The following is a 20,023-nucleotide window of genomic DNA, read 5'->3' on the forward strand; positions in this document are numbered from 1 at the left end:
CAGCCATGACGGCAACCGATATTCATCGCACGATCGAAGCGGTATGGCGCATTGAATCGGCGCGTCTCATCGCAGGGCTTGCGCGCATGGTGCGCGATGTCGGGTTGGCCGAGGAACTGGCGCAGGATGCACTGGTTACCGCGCTTGAACGTTGGCCGCAACAGGGTGTGCCGGACAATCCCGGAGCGTGGCTGATGACGGCCGCCAAGCATCGCGCCATCGATCTCTTGCGACGGAACAAGCTGATCGAGCGCAAGCATGAGGCCCTCGCCTACGAGCTCGACGGCGAGGCCGATGATGCCAGGTCGGAGCTGGATAGCATGCTCGACGACGATATTGGCGACGATCTGCTCAGGCTGATTTTCACGGCCTGCCACCCCGTGCTTTCCGCCGAAGCGCGCGCGGCACTCACGCTGCGCCTGCTCGGTGGCTTGAGCACGGATGAAATCGCGCGGGCATTCCTGGTACCCGAGCCCACCATTTCGCAGCGCATCGTGCGCGCCAAACGCACGCTTGCGCAAAAGCGCATTCCATTCGAAGTACCGCGCGGCGACGAACGCGACGAGCGACTCGCCTCGGTGCTCGAGGTGATCTACCTCATCTTCAACGAAGGCTACGCAGCCACCTCCGGCGACGATTGGATACGCCCGGAACTCTGCAACGAAGCCATGCGTCTGGGCCGCGTATTGGCCAGCCTCGCGCCGATGGAACCGGAGGTGCTTGGCTTGCTCGCACTGATGGAAATCCAGGCATCACGTCTGCGCGCGCGCACCACACCTACGGGCGAGCCGATTCTCCTGCCTGATCAGGATCGCAGCCGTTGGGATCCTTTGCTTATCCGTCGCGGTCTGGAGGGTCTTGCACGTATCGAAGCCCTGCGCGGCGCGCATGGCCCCTACGCGCTGCAAGCGGCCATTGCGGCCTGTCATGCGCGCGCACGTACCGCCGACGCAACGGATTGGTCGCGCGTCGCCACACTCTATGCCGAACTGGCACAGGTGCAGCCATCGCCCGTGGTGGAACTCAATCGCGCCGTCGCCGTATCGATGGCATCCGGGCCTGCCGCGGCGCTGGTGTTGGTCGATGCACTGACGGACGAGCCGTTGCTGCGTAATTACCACTTGCTGCCAAGCGTACGCGGCGACCTGCTGCACCGGCTGGAACGCTACGCCGAAGCGCGCGATGAATTCGAACGTGCAGCATCGCTGGCACGCAATCTGCGCGAGCGTCATTTGCTGCAACAACGCGCTGCGGCGTGTGCACTGGCTGCGCGCTCGCATTTTTGATGCATCTGTGAGCGCGCAGGAAACTGTTCCACTCCCAGGCGCTACTCTTCCCACCCCGTCATTCCGGCGAAGGCCGGAATGACGGGGTGGGAAGATGAACACACATGCCAGCACTGAGCTATTAAGCCGATGGCGACAACACCTCACCCACCACCGGTTCACGCACTCGCAGCACACTCAGCCCCGCCACCAGCAAACTCACGCCGCCGAGCACCAGCGCATAGATCGGCTGCCCGTGGAAAAATACACGCAACAGCACACCCAGCACACTGGCGGCGAGCAATTGCGGAATCACGATGAAGAAATTGAAGATGCCCATGTACACGCCCATCTTCTCCGCCGGCAGGTTGTCCGACAGCAGCGCATAGGGCAGCGAAAGTATCGACGCCCATGCAAAGCCCACACCCACCATCGGTAACAACAGCCAATGCGGATCGCGGATCAGCAAGAACGCCACCAGCCCCAGACCGCCGAGCCACAAGTTGAGCAGATGGCTGATGCGCAAGCCCCAGCGGCGCACCATCAGCGGAATCACCAGCGCTGCCACGGCGGCGAAACCGTTGTACGCCGCGAACAACACGCCCACCCAATTGGCGCCATTGTTGTACGCCGCCGAATGCGGATCGGTGCTGCCAAAGTGCACCTGCGCTACGCCAGCGGTGGTGTAGATCCACATTGCAAACATGGCAAACCATGAAAAGAATTGCACCCATGCCAATCGACGCATCGCCGGCGGCATGGTGTGCAGATCCGTGATTACCTGCGTCAGCACGCCATTGCCGCGCACCATGCTCAGCCACAGGTACGTAAGTCCGAAAGCCACCAGACCACCCGCGAGCAGATACAGCTCATGCTCCAAGCCGTACGCATGTACGAGCCATGCGCCAGCGAAACCGATGACCAGCCATATCAATCCGTTGCGTAACGCGCTGGCGCGCTCCACCTCGACATGTGGCGCGGTTACCGCGTCGGCGAACACGCGTAACTGCTCGGGTGGATATTCGCGTGTGGAAAACACCGTCCACAGCACCGATCCCAGCAGCACGACGCCACCGACGTAAAAGGCATCGCGCACCGTGTTGGGAATACCACCGGGGTCTGCGACATTGCTCACACCCAGATGCGCGAGCAGATAAGGCAACAGCGAAGCCACCACCGCACCCAGGCCGATGAAGAAGCTCTGCATCGCATAACCCAGCGGACGCTGCGTGGTCGGCAGTTGATCGCCAACGAATGCGCGGAACGGTTCCATCGACACATTGATCGATGCATCCATGACCCACAGCAACATCGCGGCGGTCCATAGCGCAACCGAGTTGGGCATCCACACCAGCGCCAGCGTGGTAAGGCATGCCCCGGCGAGAAAATAAGGGCGCCGTCGCCCGAGCTTTCCCCACGTGCGATCGGAGGCGTAGCCGATCAGCGGCTGCACGATCAGGCCCGTGAGCGGCGCGGCGATCCACAGTATCGGAATATCGGTCACGCTGGCGCCGAGCGTCTGGAAGATGCGGCTGACGTTGGCGTTCTGCAGCGCAAACGCAAACTGGATACCCAGAAAGCCGAAGCACATGTTCCATATTTGCCAGAACGACAGGCCAGGTTTGCGACTCATGGCGCACCTGTCGTGGGACTGATGATGAGCTCACCGATGCGCGCGTCATTCAGCGGCCCGTCGACGCCGCCCTTGCCGCCCGTGTAATGCGCGAAATGGCTGAGGTCGCTCATATTGAAGCCTTGCTCCCATTGGAAACGGCACGCCACGCCCGCCTTCGCCGTGATCACGGCATAGGTGGAGGATTGTTCGCCGACGCTATGCGGCAGCACGATCGGCACGCGTTGGGGCGTATCGCTACCACAATGGACCACCAGCATCTTCACGGCGGCGGTAACACCGGTGTTGATGGGGCCATGGTTGTTTTCGTAGCGAAGCGACACCCGGTATCGGCCCGCAGCCGGCACATTCCATGTCCGCGGCCAACCATTCGCCACGGCATCCGCCTCGCCACCGCACACGGCCGGACTGTGCAGCGATTCGATGCCGTGAGCGTCGATGCGCGTGACGCTGACACACGGCGCCTGCGTGCCTTGCGCGATATAGGTGCTGCCGTCGATGTTACCCACGCGCTGGCCGTCCGCATAAAGCACCACCTTGCCGTCCGCCTGCACGCGCCAGCCCTTGTTGTCGCCGGTGATGGTCGGTGCGGGCGGCGCAGCGGGCGCATACAGCGGTGCGTCGGTGCGCAGCGGCATCGCCGGCACATCGATTGCCTTGAGCATCACGACGGTTTCGCTACCACGCTGCCGGGTGCTGTCAGCCACCAGGAGGTTGCCGTGCACGCTGTGCGGCAAACGCAGCGTGATCGTGCGGCCGGGCATGTGCAGGCTGATGCTGTCGTGGGCGCCGAACAACATGGGCAGCAGCGACGCCGGCAGTTTGGGTTCGATACGCCCATCCTGCGTGAGGCCGAACACGCCCTCGCTCACGGCATCCAGATACGCCGCCACCGACCACAGCTGGCGCGGCGAATCCACGACCGGCCCGCTGAGCTTGCCTTCGTCGACGTGCGTCGCCTGGGTCTGGAGCTCGTAGTTCTCCATGTTCGAACCAGAGATCGCGGCGCCGCGCATGATCGAACGAAGCTCATGCGCAATACGCGCTGGATCATTCACCTCCCGCGCGGCGCGTAACGCATACGCACTGACAAATGGCCAGATGGCCCGGTTGTGATAAATCGGCTGATCGGCGCGTTCAGGCCAGATCACCGGGCTGCCAGCCGGCCAGGTGGGATAGTTCAGCAGCGCCTGGCGTGCGCGATCGCCTTCCGCGACGCCGCTGGTGATCGCCAGCGCGGTGCCGAGCAAATCATATGTGTCGTAAGGTGTGCCATCACCACCGATATAGCTCATGTACATGCCACGATCCGCGCGCCAGAAATGTGCGTTGATCGCTTTCTTCAGCGCCTGTGCCTGCGCGTCGTAAGCCTTGGCATCCGCTGCGTGGCCGTGTGCATCGGCCAGGCGCGCCGCGAGCTGCAACGCTTGGAAATGCAGCACATTGGTCGATAACGCGAACGATTGCGCGATGAACACCACATTGTCCGCGGTCCACGCCGGATAGGTTTGCTCACGCCAATCCAGGAAGGATGTTTCGCCGCGATACAAGCCCGCATCCGGATCGAACGCATAGTGCCGATCCTGCGCCAGCGTGTCGCTCAAGGCGCGATACACGTCATCGGCGAAGGCCTTGTCGTCGAGCAGATGGCGTGCACCGAGGAACCACACCACGCGATCGGTGCTGATCGGCCAGCTACCGCCCGACCCGGTGTCCTGCATCACGTACAAACCCTGCTTCAGCGAGGGGTCGCGCATATCCGACAACTTGAAGTTCAGGCCGTTACGCGAACGTAACGGGTCGTAGCGCCATAGGCCCAGGTCGATCGAATAAGAAAGATCGCGCGTCCACACGTACGGCCATTTCGCACCGGTTTCGAAACAGGTGCAGGGAATCGGCTGGCCATGATCAAACGCACCGTCGCGGATGGCGGTGACGGAATCCTGGGCGAGTTCGTCCTGCGCCATGGCGAACAGGCCATCGAACATGGGGCTTGCCGTGTCCACGCGTGAACGCTGCGCGCCGATATCGCGCGTGCCAAATGGCCCCGTCAGCGTGAAACGGCCGCCTTGCACCGCGCTCATGTGCGCCTGTTGTCCACGCCAGGAAATGTTATCGCGCCAGAGATCGCCCTGGGCGCCCGCCGCCAGGGCGGCCATCATCACCACACTCAGCATGCGCACTCCACCGATGGCTGACTCACAGGATCTCCCCTCTGGTTATGTCACGATGCGGCGCGATGTACATGCTGCGATCGCAGCATTCGAGCCTCTCATTCACATAGCGACTGCGCATGGTAGGCAAGCTGCCGGCCGATGGCGGCGTTATGCATACGTATTCATGCGCGGCGCGACCCTTCTGGACGAAACGAGGGCGCCACGCTCAGTGCAACTGGACCACCACCAGGCCTTGCGGCGGAATGTCGAGATGCAAACGGCCATCCTGCAGCGGCGACACCTGGGGTGCGCTCAATGTGCCTGCCGCGCGCAATTGCGCGATCTGCTCGCGGCTGGGGAAATCCGGACGTCCCATACGATCGAACGTCGCCACGGCATTGCCATGCTCGGCATCCACGCGCCACACCGTGGCTTTCGCGCCGGCAGCCAGATGTGCAACATCAATATCGAAATGCTTCACCGAGCCCTGCGGTTCGCCCTTGGTGTACGCAGCGGTATCGCCCACGGGCGGCGCATAGTTCCATAGTGCCAGCACCACCGTGCCGTCTTTGCACCGCGTGGCCAGGGCACTGTCCGACGACACCGGCAGGCGTGTATCGCCCAAGCGATGCAGCAACGCGAACGCATTGAATGCCGGCTTGGGAATGCGATCGGCCGCGATCAAACCGAAGCCGCCGTAGAACGGCATGCGCACCACGCCCTGCTCCTCGAAGACATCGGAGAAGGACCAGTAGCTCATGATGTCCACCTTGCCGGCGCATTCGCGGATCGTGTTGGCCATCCACGGGCCCATGAAGGTGGAGTCGGTGACATTGGGAAGGTTGGCATAGGACGCGTTGTACTCGCTGAAGATCAGCGGCATCTTCGGGTACGGCGAGGCGGCGATTTCGCGATGCACCTTATCGACCGCGCGGCACACCATGTTGGCACGCGAAATGGTTTCGCTGGTCTTGAACACGTTCTGCGCGGTGTCGTCGCCGTAGACGTGCGTGCTCACAAAATCCACTAGCACGTGCGTGTCATGGACATGCTTGAGAAAGTCGGGCACCCACGCCGCCTGCGCGGTGGCCGGGCCGCCCACGCGCAAGCGCGCGTTGACCGACTTCAACGTGCGCGCGGTGTTGTCGTACAGCGTGAAATACGTGGATTGCTCGGGCTTGCCGCCCCAGAAGGTGAGGTTGGGTTCGTTCCACACCTCGAAATACCAGCTGGATACCTCATCGATGCCGTAGCGCGCGATCAGATGCTCGGCGAAGGCGCGGATCATCGCATTCCACTGCGCGTAATCCTTGGGCGGCATCACATTGGGGTGATACCAGAAATCATGCTGCTGCGATGGGTCGGAACTGAGTTCCCGCGGCATGAAGCTCAACTCGACGAACGGCTTGACGCCACGTTCCAGCAAGCCATCATAAATCTGATCGACATAGGAAAAGTTGTAACTGATGTGGCCGTCGTTATCGCGCTGAACCAAACCCACGTCACGATCGAAGATGCCATGGAAGCGTACGTAACCAAAACCGGTGGCCTGGTGCACGGCGTCGATGTCCCTACGGTAGTCGTCGCGAAGCGCGAGCGCCGCGCGGCCCGAACCGAACATCTGTTCCCAGAAATGCGGGAAGGCCATGCCGGCGGCGGTGGCATCCACCGTAATGTTCACAGTGCTGGTGACCGGTGGCGTTGCAGCGTTGGCGAGGCCGAATATGAGGAGCGTGGCGAGGCCGAGCGTTGCTGCAGTGCGGCGTTGCAAGCGGGGACAGGGCATGGCGATTCCTTGAAATTTGCCGGCATGTAAACGTTTTCTCGCTCAAGTTTCGTACAGATGAGGCGCGGTGTTCAATGCTGTAGTTGTGATGGCCGATGCCGGCCGATGGCTCCCCCCTGCGCACAGGCGAGGGAGCCATCTCGCACGTCAGTGTGAAGCTGCCGACTGCAATGTCACATGCCGCGCCTGCCCCGCCGCAATCCGCAGCACCGTCACGCTGCCATAGCGATCGTGATGGACCGTCCAGCCCTCGCCTTTCGCGGCCAGCAGTGCATCGGCGCTGGCGTAGGACTTCAGTGTCCCCACGCTCGTGGCCGCGATGCCGTGCACCTTCACCAGGTAATACTTCAGCGCCGGTTTGTAACTGCCGTGCACCGCTTCGGTCGCGAATACCGCATCGCCACCACGGCGCTGCGTGCTCAGCTGCTGCGCAAAGTACGCACCATGCTCATAGGCGTACGTGCTGCCGTCATCGTCGTAGTAATTGAAGTGAGTGGCGTGATCGGCGGGAAATACATCGACGGTCAGCTCGCTGACCGGCTGCTGCCCCACATAGTCCATCGCAGGCTGGGTGGGGATGATCGCGCCTTCGCGGATAAAGAGTGGAATATCGTCCCAGCTGGCACTGTCCACGGTGAAGTGGAGGGTTTGTCCGCCTTGATAGGTCTTGCCGGTGAAGTAGTCGGTCCACTGGCCGGCCGGCAGGTAGATGTCCTTTTCCGTCTGTCCTTTGTTCACCACGGGTGATACGAGCAAACTGTCGCCGAACATCCACGCATCGACGTCATCGCGCACCTTCGGATCACCGGGGTAATCGAAGGTAAGCGGACGCACGATGCCGATGCCCTCGGTCGTGGCCGTGCGGTCGTAGCTGTAGATGTAGGGAATCAACGCATAACGCAGGCGCATGGCGTCGGTGGCGGCTTTCTCCGCCTTCGCGCCGTAGAGCCATGGCTGACGTTTCTCGCCCAAGGTACCGTGCACGCGGAAAATCGGCACGAAGGCAGCAAACTCGATCCAGCGCGCATAGTTTTCATCGTCTGGATGGCCTTTGAAACCGCCGCCATCCATGCCCCATTTCATTTCGCCGACATCGATGGCGCTGAGCATGCGCTGGCGTTGTGCCGCCATGCTGTCGAAACCGGTATCGATGTCGCCCGACCACAGGCCGTAGGCATAACGTTGCGCGCCAAGGTAGAAATCGCGATTGATCGACCACACGCGCGCCGGCGCATACGCGCGCTGTCCGTCGTAGAGCGCACGCTGCATGTTGAGGAATTGCGTATTGCTGTCGGTATCGTCCGCTTCATCGTTCCACCAGCCGACAATGCCGGTGTCGAAGGAGTGCTTGAGCGCGGCATTGAAAAACCATGCGCGCGCCGCGGCCTGATCGAAATCCACCTCGCGCACCGGCTTGAGCGAGAAGTAATCCATGTTTTGCGGCCGGTTGGTGACCCAGAAGCCATGCGTCTGGGCATAACGGCCTTCCACGGTATCCACATGGATGCGCGGCTTCATGATGCCGGTCATATGCATGCCCAGCTGATCCATCATGGTTTTCAGCTTGCCGGTGGGGCCATCGGGGAATTTCTTCTCGTTCCAGCGGAACTCGCCGTAATGGTCGTCCCCCCAGGCTTTCCAGTCGAAGTCGAAGGTGAAGTTGTCGATGGGAATGTGCCGGCTGCGATAACCGCGCACGATGGCGAGGAATTCCTGCTCATCGATGCCCCACTGGCTGTTGGTGAAACCCATCGCCCATTTGGGGAACATCGGCGGCGCACCGCTGAGCGTGGCGAGGCCTGCGAATATCTGCGACGGCGTGCCGGCGATCACGTCATAGCTGACGTCCTCGCGGTTGATGCCGCTCACGACGATTTGGCCGTCCAAAAGATCGAACTTGGCGCCCACCGTATCGACCAGCACACCGTAACCGTGCGTGCTCCATACGAAGGGACCACCCGGATAACCCTGCTCACCCGCCTTGGCGATCTGCACGCCATGGCGCAGCAAACCACCCTTGGCAGGTTCGAAGGCGTCGTAACCGCCAATGCCGTACAGCGGATCGGACGCATCGTGGTGTAACGCGATTTGCTGCTGCATCAACGTGGCCGGATCGGTTTGCACCAGCACATGGCCTTGCGCGTCGGCAATGGTCAAGCGGGCCGAGGTCTTGTCCCAGCTGGCGATCGCGTCATGACTCGCCACAGAGACGCCGTCGGCGGTGGTCTGGGTGCGCAGATTCGATAACGTATCGCGCGAGCCGCGCGGATCCATCACGATGCCCGGACGTGTGCTCAGTCCATCGGGCATACCGTGGATTTGCACGATATTCGGCGTGACAAAACGAACGCTGATGCGGTCTTTGCCATGCGCCAGCTCGATACCGCGTGCATCGGCATGGTCAAGCTGAAAAGCCGAGGGGGTTTGTTCGGTAGTGGCCGCGTAAGAGGCCGGGGCGATCAACAGGCCGCAGAGGGCCACAATGCGCAGGGTTGTCATCCACCCATCCTTTTTTGTTGCGATGTCGCTGCGAGCGGGAGCGGCGTCCTCCTCAGTCGAGGAGGACCAGGCCATGCCCGAAGTGCCCGACTATAACCGCACTTCGCCGACGCAGGGGACAAACCGGGCTGCGCTCACCCGATTACTGAAGTATCGCCGTCGCATACGCTGACAGCGTCAGTTTGCCGTTCGCCAGCACGGCGCCCGGCTTGGTTTGCAGCAGCACGGAGGAGGCGTGCACGTTACTCCCCAGATCGAACACGCGCACGTCGCGCGAAAGGTTATGCACGACCAGTACGCGCGATTGCGCATCCGCGAGCGTGTAAGCCAGCACATGTGGATCGTCCGCAGGAACATTGGTCAACGCGCCATCACGCAATGCGCTGACCTGTGTGCGCCAGCTGATCAACGTGCGATACAGGTTGAGCAATGAGCCGGGATCGGCATTCTCCGCTTGCACTGACACATCCGCACCATCATTCGTGCTCCAGTCTTTCCAGCTCGCCGTGCCCGGCCCCTTGCCGTTGCGATACCAGCGCATCGGCTCGCGGATGTCTTCATCGGGCTTGGTGCCCTGCATGCCGAGTTCTTCGCCGTAATAAATGAAAGGCTCGCCAGGCAAGGTCAGCAGCAGCGCGGCGGCAACGCGCATGTGCGCCATATTGTCGTCGAGCTGGCTCATCACGCGTTCCTGATCGTGATTGGACAGGAACGGCGCATCGTCGAAATGGCCACCCGCATGGGTGCGGTAGGCCGCATACGTAAATTGAAGGCTGTTGCCGATACCGAGGTTGCGCTCCTGCCTGACGCTCTCGATGAGCTGCGTCGCCACGGGGAAATTGAACACCGTATTCAACGGGCCCAGGTAGGGGGTCAAATCATCGGGATTCTGCCGCGCCACTTCGCCGACCAGCCACACGTTGGGATTCGTCGTTTCCAGCGCGTGCCGGTATTCGGACCACCAGCGCACGTTTTTCTGCAGTGCGATCGGATCATCCATATCCGTGCGCAGGTCGTCATAGATATGTTGCGCGGCATCCAGACGGAACCCGTCCACGCCCTGGCGCAACCAGAAACGACCCACCTCGATCATGGCCTTGCGCACGACCGGATTGTCATAGTTGAGATCGGGCATGGCGCCCGTGAACGTACCTTCGTAATACTGGCCATTGGAGGCGCGATGCCAGGCCGGACCGCCCACGGCGCTGATGGCGTGGATATCCGTGCCGGGCTTGGCCCAAAGGTACCAGTCGTGATGCGGATCGTTCGGGTTCAGCGCCGCCTTGAACCATGGATGCTGATCGCTGGTGTGGTTGATCACCATATCCATCACCACCTTGATGCCGCGCTTATGCGCTTCGTCCAGCAGATGCTTGAAATCCTGCATCGTGCCGTATTGCGGGTTGATGGCCTCGTAATCGGTGATGTCGTAACCGTGGTAGCTGGGCGACGGATTGATCGGCATCAGCCAGATGCCGCTGACGCCCAGCGACTTGATGTAATCGAGCTTTTCCGTGATGCCGTTGAGATCGCCCACGCCCTGGCCTTTGCTGTCGTAAAAGGCGCGGACGAAGATTTCGTAGTAGACGTCGGAGGGCTGGTTTTGTGCAGCTTTCGGTTGCCCGGCCAATGACACGCCGGAAAACGCACAGAGCGCTGCAGCGATGGCAACGGCGCGAAGCATGGAAAGGAACTTTGGCATGACCGTCTCCCGGGGATGGAGCGTTGTCGTAGGACTATCGACTGATTGCTATCCCTTGCACAGTCTACGCTTGCGATAACGTCATTCCGGCGCAGCCCGGAATGATGCTGTGGCAGTTACCACTATCTCGAATGGCGGACACCAAATAAAAGAACCCGGCTCCCTAAACCAACAACGGAACCGGGCCGGGGAGGTCCGGCCGGGCATGGCCGCAAAACAATGCCCGACCGGTGGTTTTTACAGCTTCAGGTTGAAGCCACCGTAGAACGTACGACCGAAGTACTGGATCGTGCCGGTTTCCGACGGCAGGCCGAAGTAGGTGCGCGTCGGCTGGTTGGTGATGTTCAACACCTGGAACAGCAGGCTGATGTTCTTGGTGAGATTGTACGAGGACTGGAAGTCGTAGACCGTTTCCGGTGCGAAGTACACGATCTGGTTGGTGACCGAGATCTGCGAGTCGGAGACGAACTTCGAGCGGTAGTTGCCTTCCAGGTTCGCCGAGAACTTGCCGTTGTCGTAGAAGATCTGCGCGCTCGCCACGTTACGTGACAAGCCAGGCAACGCCTGCACTTCGACCGGACCGCCCAGCGTGGAAGTCGCACCGAACGGACTCTGCGTCAGCGAATAGTTGGCGCCGAAGCCCAGGTTCTTCCAGATACCCGGCAGGAAGTGTGTCTTCTGGAACGACAACTCCAAGCCGCGCACCATCGTGCCCTGCGCATTGTAGGCCGTCGCATACGAACCGTTGAGGTACGGCTGCCCGGTCGACGGGTTGATCGGCACCTGGATGCCAACCGACGAGAACGGGAAGTTGTTGTAGCTCACCAACTGGATAAACGTATCGATGTGCTTGACGAACACGCCGGCGGTGAACAAACCACTGGAGTCATCGAAGTAGTGCTCGTAATCGAGGTCGTACTGCATGGCCGTCAGCGGACGCAGCAGCGGGCTGTAGCCACCCCAGACGTTGAAATAACCGTTGCTCTCGTATGACCCGGCGCCCGCCAACATGTAGTTGATCGTCGGACGCGACAACACTTTGGACACCGAGAAACGTGTCTGATCCTGATCGGTCCAGTGATAGATCAGGTTCGTCGACGGCAGCCACTTGGTGTAGCTCATGCCCTGGTTGAGCGGGGCGTAACTGGTGGAGGTGTAGCCGAAGCCATCCGTCATCGGGACGCCCGTACCGGTCGGCACTTCTTCCAGACCGCTACTGGATTGCGAGGTATGCGATACGCGCAAGCCGATGTTGCCGGTCAGCTCGTGGCCCCACAGCGTCGTATCGATATCACCCTGGAAGAACAGGTCACGCACCTTCTCCGACACGGTACCGCTCTGCACGCCCGTCCAGGATTGACCGTTCGGGTTGAGATCGAGTTCCGGATTCGGCTTGAGACCATAGGCCGCCAAAATCGCCGGTGCATTGAGCTTCAGGAAACACGGGAATCCACTGAACGAACCCTTCCAGCACACCTCCGACGTGTCGCTGCTGCTAAGCGGCAGCGGCGGCTGGCCCGCCACGGGGTAGGAGCCCCATTCCGAGCCGTACACCCACGCCGTGCGATTGGCCTCATAGAAATGGTTGTTGATGTAAACACCGGCCTGCAGATCCGTGAAGATCGGGTTGCTCTCGAGGTCATACTGTACGGTGCTGCGGAACGCCTTGTAGCGGTCGTGATAGATGTACGGATACACACCGTAACGCGACAGCGCCATGTCGTTCGGATTGGTATAGATGCCCGGATTGGTGAACGATATCGAGCCGACGTTCAAGCCGTTGAGCTTGTACGTGGTCGACTGATTCATCAGCGTGGGATTGGACGTGCCAAGGCCGTTGTACGGATCGGCGGTGGTATCGACGTTGATTTCGTTGCTTTCGGCGTGCGACAGCGAGGCATCCGCCTCCACATGCCACGGACCATCGTTCCACTTCAGATTCAGACCGCCGGAGAAAATACCCGTGTCGGTCGTGTAGTTGTCAGCGGTCGTTTCATTCGAGAACTGCGCATTGGCCAGACCCGGAATGCTGGTCACGGTGCCGCCGACCAACGTATCGCCCGGACCATATACCGGATTGGTAATGGTCGCGTTGTTGCTGCTAAATAGCTGCGAGCGGAAGCCGTAGCCATAGTAGTCGTCATCGAACTTCGAATAGTAGGTATCGCCGGTGATCTGCCAGTGGTCGTCCGGACGCCACACCACCGTGGCCAGGTAACCGGTACGACGCTCGGTGCCCCCGTCCTGCTGCAATTGCGTGCCCTGCGGCACATAAGCCTGCGGCCCCGTGTTGGTCGGCGGGTTCAGGTACTGATAGTCGCCATTGGCCTCGCCCACGAACTGCTCGGAGATATGCGGCTGATACAACTGTGCGAAACCGGCGCCGACGCCCAGTGTGTTATCCAGGAACTTGCCCTGCCAGGCCGCGCTGACGCGGTAACCCTGCGTATTGTCGCCAACGACGTCATGCGCCTGGCCGTTGTAGCTGCCGCGCGCGTCGATGTCGAGCGACTGATCCTTCTTGCTGTCGAGCGGATTGGCCGTCTGCATGTTGATCGTGCAGCCCACGCCGCCTTCGATCAGCGATGCCTGCGAGGACTTGTACACCGTCGCCATGTTGATCAGTTCGGAAGGATACTGATCGAACTGAATGTAGTTGGTGCCGCTGGTCGAGGGTTGCTCGCGACCGTCCAAGGTGGTTTCGATGAAGTTACCGGAAAGACCGCGACAGTTGATCTGCGAGGCCTGGCCGGCAATGCGCTCGGCGGAAACACCCGGCAGGCGGGTCAGCGAATCGGCGATCGACTGATCCGGCAGGCCGGTCAGGTCGGCGGCCGTCACCACGTTCTGGATCGTGTCGGCATAACGCTGATAGTCGATCGACTTCTCAACGCTGCTGCTGAAACCGGTAACCGTTACGGTGGCCAGGCTCTTGGCAAGCTGCTGCTGGCTCTTCTGGTTGCTGGTGGTCTGACTGGTTCCGGTGGCTGTGGTGGTTGTGTCGCCCTGCTGCGTCGGCGCCGACTGCGCAACGGCATCGCTCACCCCAAAGGCCATGCAAAGGCTCGATGCCAATGCCACGGCAAGCACATTACGCTTGAGTATCACGCTATCCCCTCCCCAAAAAATTATTTGTAGTCGCCTCTTCTGGTCGCTGCCTTGCGTGTCACTCGCAAATACGCTCAGCGCCCACGCAGACGGACAAAACCGGCGGCGTGAGTGGATGGTAGGGCGCGCTTTTCCAAGCAGACTACACTTTGCATACGTATTCATGTCGTGGCCCTGGACACGGTCATCGCAGTGCAACATGCGCATTGCGCAGGCGTGCGCCGCGCCGCCGAACCACTGAAAAACAGGGTCTTTACGGCGATTTTACGAATTATCCGGTGCGCAACGCGCGGCACGGCGCAGCTGCGCAGCGCACCTCATGACGCAATCGCAGCACGAATGAATACGTATGCAGACTGTGCAAGCAATGGGAACCCGCCAACTAAGCTGCACCACGCCAACATGCTCTGCTTTCTGCCTTGAAAACCTTAGCCTGGTGCGTTGGGAATCGTGTCTTGCCATCCTTCGCGAAAGCGAAATGCCATTTGCTTTGAAGTGCAAAGCAAAGATGAATTCTCGCCTTCGCGGGGATGACGGCAAGAAAGACCCAAGCGGCAGTCTGCTAAGTTTTACGCGAGGAAGCACGCAGAGCCGGCAAGTTTGGGCTTAAGCAGGGAACACGTTTACACATGACCGATGCATTCTGGTGGCGTGGCGCCGTCATCTATCAAATCTATCCACGCAGTTTTCTGGATACCAACGGCGACGGCGTGGGCGACCTGCCGGGCATCATCCAGCGCATGGATTACGTAGCAAGCCTGGGCGTGGACGCCATCTGGGTTGCGCCGTTCTTCCGCTCGCCGATGGCCGATTTTGGTTACGACATTGCCGATTACCGCGATGTGGATCCGTTGTTCGGCACGCTGGACGATTTCGACCGCCTGCTCGCCAAAGCCCATGGCGTTGGCGTGAAAGTAATGATCGACCAGGTACTCAGCCACACCTCCGATCAGCACGCATGGTTCAAGGAAAGCCGCGAAAACCAGCACAACCCTAAAGCCGATTGGTACGTGTGGGCAGATGCCAAACCCGATGGCAGCGCGCCGAATAATTGGCTGTCGATCTTTGGCGGTTCTGCGTGGCAGTGGGAACCGCGACGCGGTCAGTACTACCTGCACAACTTTCTAGCCTCGCAGCCGGACCTGAATTTCCACCACCCCGACGTGCGCGCCGCGGTGCTGGACAACGTGCGCTTCTGGCTTGACAAAGGTGTGGACGGCCTGCGCCTGGACGCCATCAACTTCTGCTTCCACGATCGGCAGTTGCGCGACAACCCGCCCAAGCCGAAGGAAAAACGCGTCGGTCGCGGTTTCAGCCCGGATAACCCGTACGCATTCCAGTATCACCTTTACAACAACACGCAGCCGGAAAACCTCGATTTCCTGCAAGAGCTGCGCACGCTGCTCGATCGCTATCCGACTGCGGTAACGCTCGGCGAGATTTCCTCAGAAGACTCGCTGGCAACGATGGCCGAATACACCCGCGATCATCGCCTGCACATGGGTTACAGCTTCGAATTGCTCGGCAGCGATTTCAGTGCCGGATACATCCGCAGCACAGTCGAAAAACTGGAGGAGCAAGTCCGCGAAGGTTGGCCGTGCTGGTCCATTTCCAATCATGACGTGGAACGCGTGCTGACGCGTTGGGGCAACGGCAATGCATCGCCGCGCCTGGCCAACCTGCTTACCGCCATGGTCTGTTCGCTGCGCGGCTCGGTGTGCGTGTACCAGGGGGAGGAATTGGGTCTGACCGAGGCCGAGGTACCGTTCGAATCGTTGCGCGACCCCTATGGCATCACCTTCTGGCCGACCTTCAAAGGCCGCGACGGCTGCCGCACACCGATGCCCTGGGATGACGCCTCCTTCGCCGGCTTCAGCAAAGTCGAGCCATGGCTACCGATCGATGGAGCACACAAGGCGCTAGCCGTCACCCATCAAGAAGCCGATCCCAACTCCGTCCTGCATGGCTTCCGTCGCTTCATGCAATGGCGCGCCACGCAAACGGCTCTGCGACGCGGCGACATCCGTTTCCTCGACACACCCGAACCGGTACTTGCTTTCGTGCGCAGCCATGAGAGCGAACAGGTATTGGCGGTGTTCAATTTCAGCAAAAAAACACAGTCACTGAACTTGCAAGGGTTCGCCGCTGCACAACCGCTAGCCGGCCACGGCTTGCAACAAGGTACGCTACAGAATGGTCGCCTGGAACTTCCCGGCCACGGGGTGCTGTTCGCGCGACTCTAGGGCCTTTCCATCGTTACCCTAGGCGTGCAGAGAAGAGCCATGGAGGCCTTTCTCTATCTAGAAGGAAGCCGCACCTAGCGTCTTTCCCTGACGTCACCAGACCAGGCTTCCGCCATCACGCACTAGAGCGCACTGATGCGAAAACGCCGCGTGATCATCGCCACGAAGGGCAATGCGAGCGCACAGGAAAGAGCAAACGTAAAGCCCACGAACACATCCTCAGCGACCTCACAATTGCAATTTAATGGATCTAGCGCGACAAGATGCATAACGAAGGTTGAGTAAGCGTGCTGCCATCGCTCCATGTTCTTCAGCGACAAAAACATAGCGCCTGTCAGCAGCCTTCCCACGATAAGCATGGTGATGATATTCAGGTTAAGTGCGAGCACATACCGGACTACACTGCGCGCTGGACGTATAGATCGCTTGCCGTGGTATAGCCTGCCGCCAGCGACAGTGAGCGCTGCCAGCTCGAAGCTCGTTAAGAGCGTGAAGAAATAAAGTAGCGGCAAATAGCGATCATGATCTGAAATCGTCCAGGCTGCATCAATAAATCGTGCCATCAGGTAGAGCAAAAATCCGGTTAGACATACGGTCAAGGCGATCAGCGCCACGTAACGAAGAAAAGCTTTCATTACATGACTTCCAGTGTTCCAAATGCCTTGAGCGAGCTGCCTGGAATGGGTAAATCCGGATCACGCGAACGCAGATAGCCTGAGATTTTTTCAAAATCACACTTTTTATCGACCGTGACACATCCCAAGCTGACACCCATTGGCCCTCTTGGATGGAGCCGAAAATTGCCGCGCGTAACGCCATTCACGTTCTGGCTATCGCACAGGGCGCATTGCCATAGAGCAAACCACTCGCTCTTATTGGGAAGGTCGAATTGTTCATAAAAGAAGTTTCTCGCTTGAGATAGATAACCCCCCGACTGTCGGTTGACGACATAGTAGGCTCCAGGCGGAATAGCGCCGCTATCTTTCCATGCGATACCGTCGGGATTGTTCCGTCCTTTACCATCCCCGGAAAATGCCGCGAAGTCACCTAATCCAGGCACGTGTAGGATGGACATATTTTGCCGATTGAGCGTGTAACACATGCGCACCGGACCAGGTCGGATCGGCCCGGCGTAGAGTGGGCGCGGTGCATAGAGGACCACGTCCCTGCGCATGTAATGCGGAGCAGGTCCCTGCAAAGGCATGCTCAAATCCACCAGTTATCGGCATAGACAATATTGCCGTCGCAATGCGTCCAAGTAATTTTCCCGTAACGCAGGCTCACTGCCTCCCTATGGTTGTAAACGGCTTTGCCTTGCTCCTTGATGTCATGCATGTGCGGTGTCACGGCCGTGATCCGCACGTCTTCCATTTTCATTATGAAATAGACAATTTCACGGCCACTCCCATCAACTTTGTACCAGCGCAATTCAGCAGTCTTGATCGGATGGCCACTGGATACCGCCCGGTAGAGATAAGGTGATGCGCGATCGAAATCCTTATGGATGACCATGGGTTCATGCATACGACTGCCAAGCAATCGTCCAGTGCGGGCATCGGCTGGTGCATATACCCCGTGCGCGAAGCTGAGCACCTCGATACTGCCTTCACGGTCATTTACCAGACTGCCGCCGCGTATCGGAGAGCCCGCTTCATCAGTGATCCAAAGATATGCGGGTATTGCCATGGCATAGTCCTTATGCTTAGTAGTGAACGTCCGAGGTTATCGCCCTGGCTCGCGCCGATATGTAGGCCTGCTGCCCTTCGAACGTCGCTGGATGCAGGATTCGCCTGTGCATGCTCAGCGCGCCCATCTCGAGGAGTGAGGTCCTTTTCTACTTGGGCGGCAGCCCGCTCGCGCTGTCAGCGATCAGTGACTTGGCGCGCAGCACAACCCCCATGCCCGGCGTAGCCATGTCGCCCTGGCGCCGATATGGGGTTAAAATCCTGTAGTTCCGGCCGGGCGCACGCGTCATCCCTGTTTGGACGGCTTTCCGGCCGCTGGCCGGTTGGATCCGGCATTCGGCGCGCTCCCCACGTTCATGTACGGGCGTGCGTTCGTGCGCGCAGGCATGATGGTTGCGGCCGGCGTTGCCCCGAAAACACCGAGGAATACAGGTTTTGAATACAGCGAACGATACGGCAGCACGACGCAATCCTGGCGTGAGCGGCATGAGCCTGTACGTACCCCAGCCCCGTGTCCCCCTCAAGGACTGGTGCGAGTGGACCGGCAACTCCTGGGATAAGGTCCAGGCCGTGGTAGGCCGCAGTTTCCGTCGCCCCGCACCGTATGAAGATGCCTACACCATGGCGGCCACTGCCGTGCTCCGGCTGATCCGCCATTACAACGTCGATCCGCGCAATATCGGCCAGCTCTCGCTTGGCACCGAGAGCAGCAAGGACAACTCCGCCGGCGCCGTGATCGTGCGTGGCATGGTGGATCGCGAGCTGGAACGCCTGGGGTTGCCGCGCCTGTCCCGCAACGTGGAAGTGCCTGAATTCAAGCACGCCTGCCTCGGCGGCGTGTATGCGCTCAAGAGCGCGTTGCGCTACGTGGCGTTCGATGCCAACGGCAAGCAGGCCATCGTGGTGTGCAGCGATATCGCCGAATACGAGCGCGGCTCCAGCGGCGAGCAGACGCAGGGCGCCGGTGCGGTGGCCATGCTGGTGGAAGCGGATCCGAAACTGTTCGAGGTGGATCTGGCTCACGCGGGCAGCGCGTCGGATTACCGCGGCCCGGATTTCCGCAAGCCGTTCGCCCGCCATTTCGATCAGGAATACGGCCAGCGCAGCAAGCGCGCGCACGATTTCCCGGTGTTCAGCGGCAAGTACTCCACCTTTGCCTATCTGGATGAAACCGGCCAGGCGGTGGACGCGATGCTCGAGCGCCTGGGCGTTTCGGATCTGGATTTCCTCAACGGCGCGGACGGCCTGTTCTTCCACCGCCCGTATCACATGATGCCGTTGCAGGCGCTGGCCTTTATCTACGCACGCGCACTGGCGCGCGCGCCGCAACCCAATGCCGAATTCCAGGCATTGTGCGCGCAAGCCGGCGTGGCACCGGAAGCGGTGGTCGAGGAATGCCGCAACAAGCCGGATCTGTTCGGCGAATTCGTGCGCCTGGGCGGCCACGCCGACGCTGCGCACGATGCGCATCCGCTCACCACCAAGCTGTCCGGCGTGGTGCGCAAGAGCCACGCCTTCCAGCAGTTGCTCGCCACGCGCGTGAAGTACGGCACCGATTGGGCGATGGATCTTGGCAACCTCTACACCGCCGCATTGCCGGCGTGGATCGCCGCCGGCTTTGAGCAGGCGCTGGACCAAGGTGCGGAACTGACGAATGCCACGTTCTACGCGATCGGCTACGGCAGCGGCGATGCCTCTGAAGCGATTCCGTTGAAGGTGGTGCCGCAGTGGCGCGACGCCGCTGGCAAGATCGGTTTTCGTAAAGCGCTGGCTGCTGCGGCCGATCTGTCGCAGCAACAGTACGAAGCCTTGCACGACGGCAAGCATCCCGAATTGAACTGCCCGCCGCAGGATCAGTTCGTCATCGCCCGTACCGGCACCACGTACGAAGCGGCATTCCAGGATCTGGGCGTGGACTACTACGATTTCGTGCGCTGACAACGCGC

At 60.4% G+C, this 20,023-nt stretch carries 12 protein-coding genes; 3 read left to right on the top strand and 9 right to left on the bottom strand.

The window, feature by feature from the left end; all coding sequences use genetic code 11:
- Positions 1 to 5: 5 nt before the first annotated feature.
- Positions 6 to 1,286, top strand: coding sequence for an RNA polymerase sigma factor (locus DWU98_RS14875; protein WP_115496347.1), 1,281 nt, complete (start codon positions 6 to 8; stop codon positions 1,284 to 1,286).
- A gap of 121 nt (positions 1,287 to 1,407) precedes the next feature.
- Here the strand turns inward: DWU98_RS14875 and DWU98_RS14880 are convergent, their stop codons facing one another.
- From DWU98_RS14880 to DWU98_RS14905, 6 genes are all read right to left on the bottom strand, one after another.
- On the bottom strand, positions 1,408 to 2,898 hold the full coding sequence (locus DWU98_RS14880) for an MFS transporter (RefSeq protein WP_115496348.1): 1,491 nt from the start codon (positions 2,896 to 2,898) through the stop codon (positions 1,408 to 1,410).
- Positions 2,895 to 5,075: an alpha-L-rhamnosidase-related protein gene (locus tag DWU98_RS14885; RefSeq protein WP_115496349.1), complete on the bottom strand. Its 2,181-nt coding sequence runs from the start codon at positions 5,073 to 5,075 to the stop codon at positions 2,895 to 2,897. The genes DWU98_RS14880 and DWU98_RS14885 overlap by 4 nt, the downstream gene beginning before the upstream one ends.
- Positions 5,076 to 5,280: 205 nt before the next feature.
- Entirely contained in the window at positions 5,281 to 6,840 is a 1,560-nt protein-coding gene (locus tag DWU98_RS14890; protein WP_115496350.1) for a GH39 family glycosyl hydrolase, read from the bottom strand.
- Between the two features lie 147 nt (positions 6,841 to 6,987).
- Entirely contained in the window at positions 6,988 to 9,339 is a 2,352-nt protein-coding gene (locus tag DWU98_RS14895) for a glycoside hydrolase family 31 protein (protein WP_115496351.1), read from the bottom strand.
- Positions 9,340 to 9,481: 142 nt separating this feature from the next.
- Positions 9,482 to 11,041: an alpha-amylase family glycosyl hydrolase gene (locus DWU98_RS14900; protein ID WP_230474863.1), complete on the bottom strand. Its 1,560-nt coding sequence runs from the start codon at positions 11,039 to 11,041 to the stop codon at positions 9,482 to 9,484.
- Between the two features lie 237 nt (positions 11,042 to 11,278).
- A complete protein-coding gene (locus tag DWU98_RS14905) occupies positions 11,279 to 14,149 on the bottom strand; it encodes a TonB-dependent receptor (RefSeq protein ID WP_158545068.1) in 2,871 nt (956 codons plus the stop codon).
- A gap of 629 nt (positions 14,150 to 14,778) precedes the next feature.
- Here DWU98_RS14905 and DWU98_RS14910 point away from each other — a divergent pair.
- A complete protein-coding gene (locus tag DWU98_RS14910) occupies positions 14,779 to 16,392 on the top strand; it encodes an alpha-glucosidase family protein (protein ID WP_115496354.1) in 1,614 nt (537 codons plus the stop codon).
- 122 nt (positions 16,393 to 16,514) lie between these two features.
- On the opposite strand, the gene DWU98_RS14915 is transcribed toward DWU98_RS14910, so the two are convergent.
- The 3 genes from DWU98_RS14915 to DWU98_RS14925 are packed head-to-tail and all read right to left on the bottom strand — an operon-like array spanning position 16,515 to position 18,078.
- Positions 16,515 to 17,027, bottom strand: a complete 513-nt coding sequence (locus DWU98_RS14915) for a hypothetical protein (protein WP_115496355.1) — start codon at positions 17,025 to 17,027, stop codon at positions 16,515 to 16,517.
- Positions 17,027 to 17,596, bottom strand: coding sequence for a DUF2778 domain-containing protein (locus DWU98_RS14920; RefSeq protein ID WP_115496356.1), 570 nt, complete (start codon positions 17,594 to 17,596; stop codon positions 17,027 to 17,029). The genes DWU98_RS14915 and DWU98_RS14920 overlap by 1 nt, the downstream gene beginning before the upstream one ends.
- A gap of 2 nt (positions 17,597 to 17,598) precedes the next feature.
- Positions 17,599 to 18,078 (bottom strand): Hcp family type VI secretion system effector, encoded by a 480-nt coding sequence (locus DWU98_RS14925; RefSeq protein WP_115496357.1) that lies wholly within the window; start codon positions 18,076 to 18,078, stop codon positions 17,599 to 17,601.
- A gap of 434 nt (positions 18,079 to 18,512) precedes the next feature.
- Here DWU98_RS14925 and DWU98_RS14930 point away from each other — a divergent pair, with 434 nt between their 5' ends.
- A complete protein-coding gene (locus DWU98_RS14930; RefSeq protein WP_230474864.1) occupies positions 18,513 to 20,015 on the top strand; it encodes a hypothetical protein in 1,503 nt (500 codons plus the stop codon).
- Positions 20,016 to 20,023 lie beyond the last annotated feature (8 nt).

Origin of the sequence: Dyella monticola (genome assembly GCF_003363155.1) — a bacterium.
Lineage (GTDB): Bacteria > Pseudomonadota > Gammaproteobacteria > Xanthomonadales > Rhodanobacteraceae > Dyella_B > Dyella_B monticola.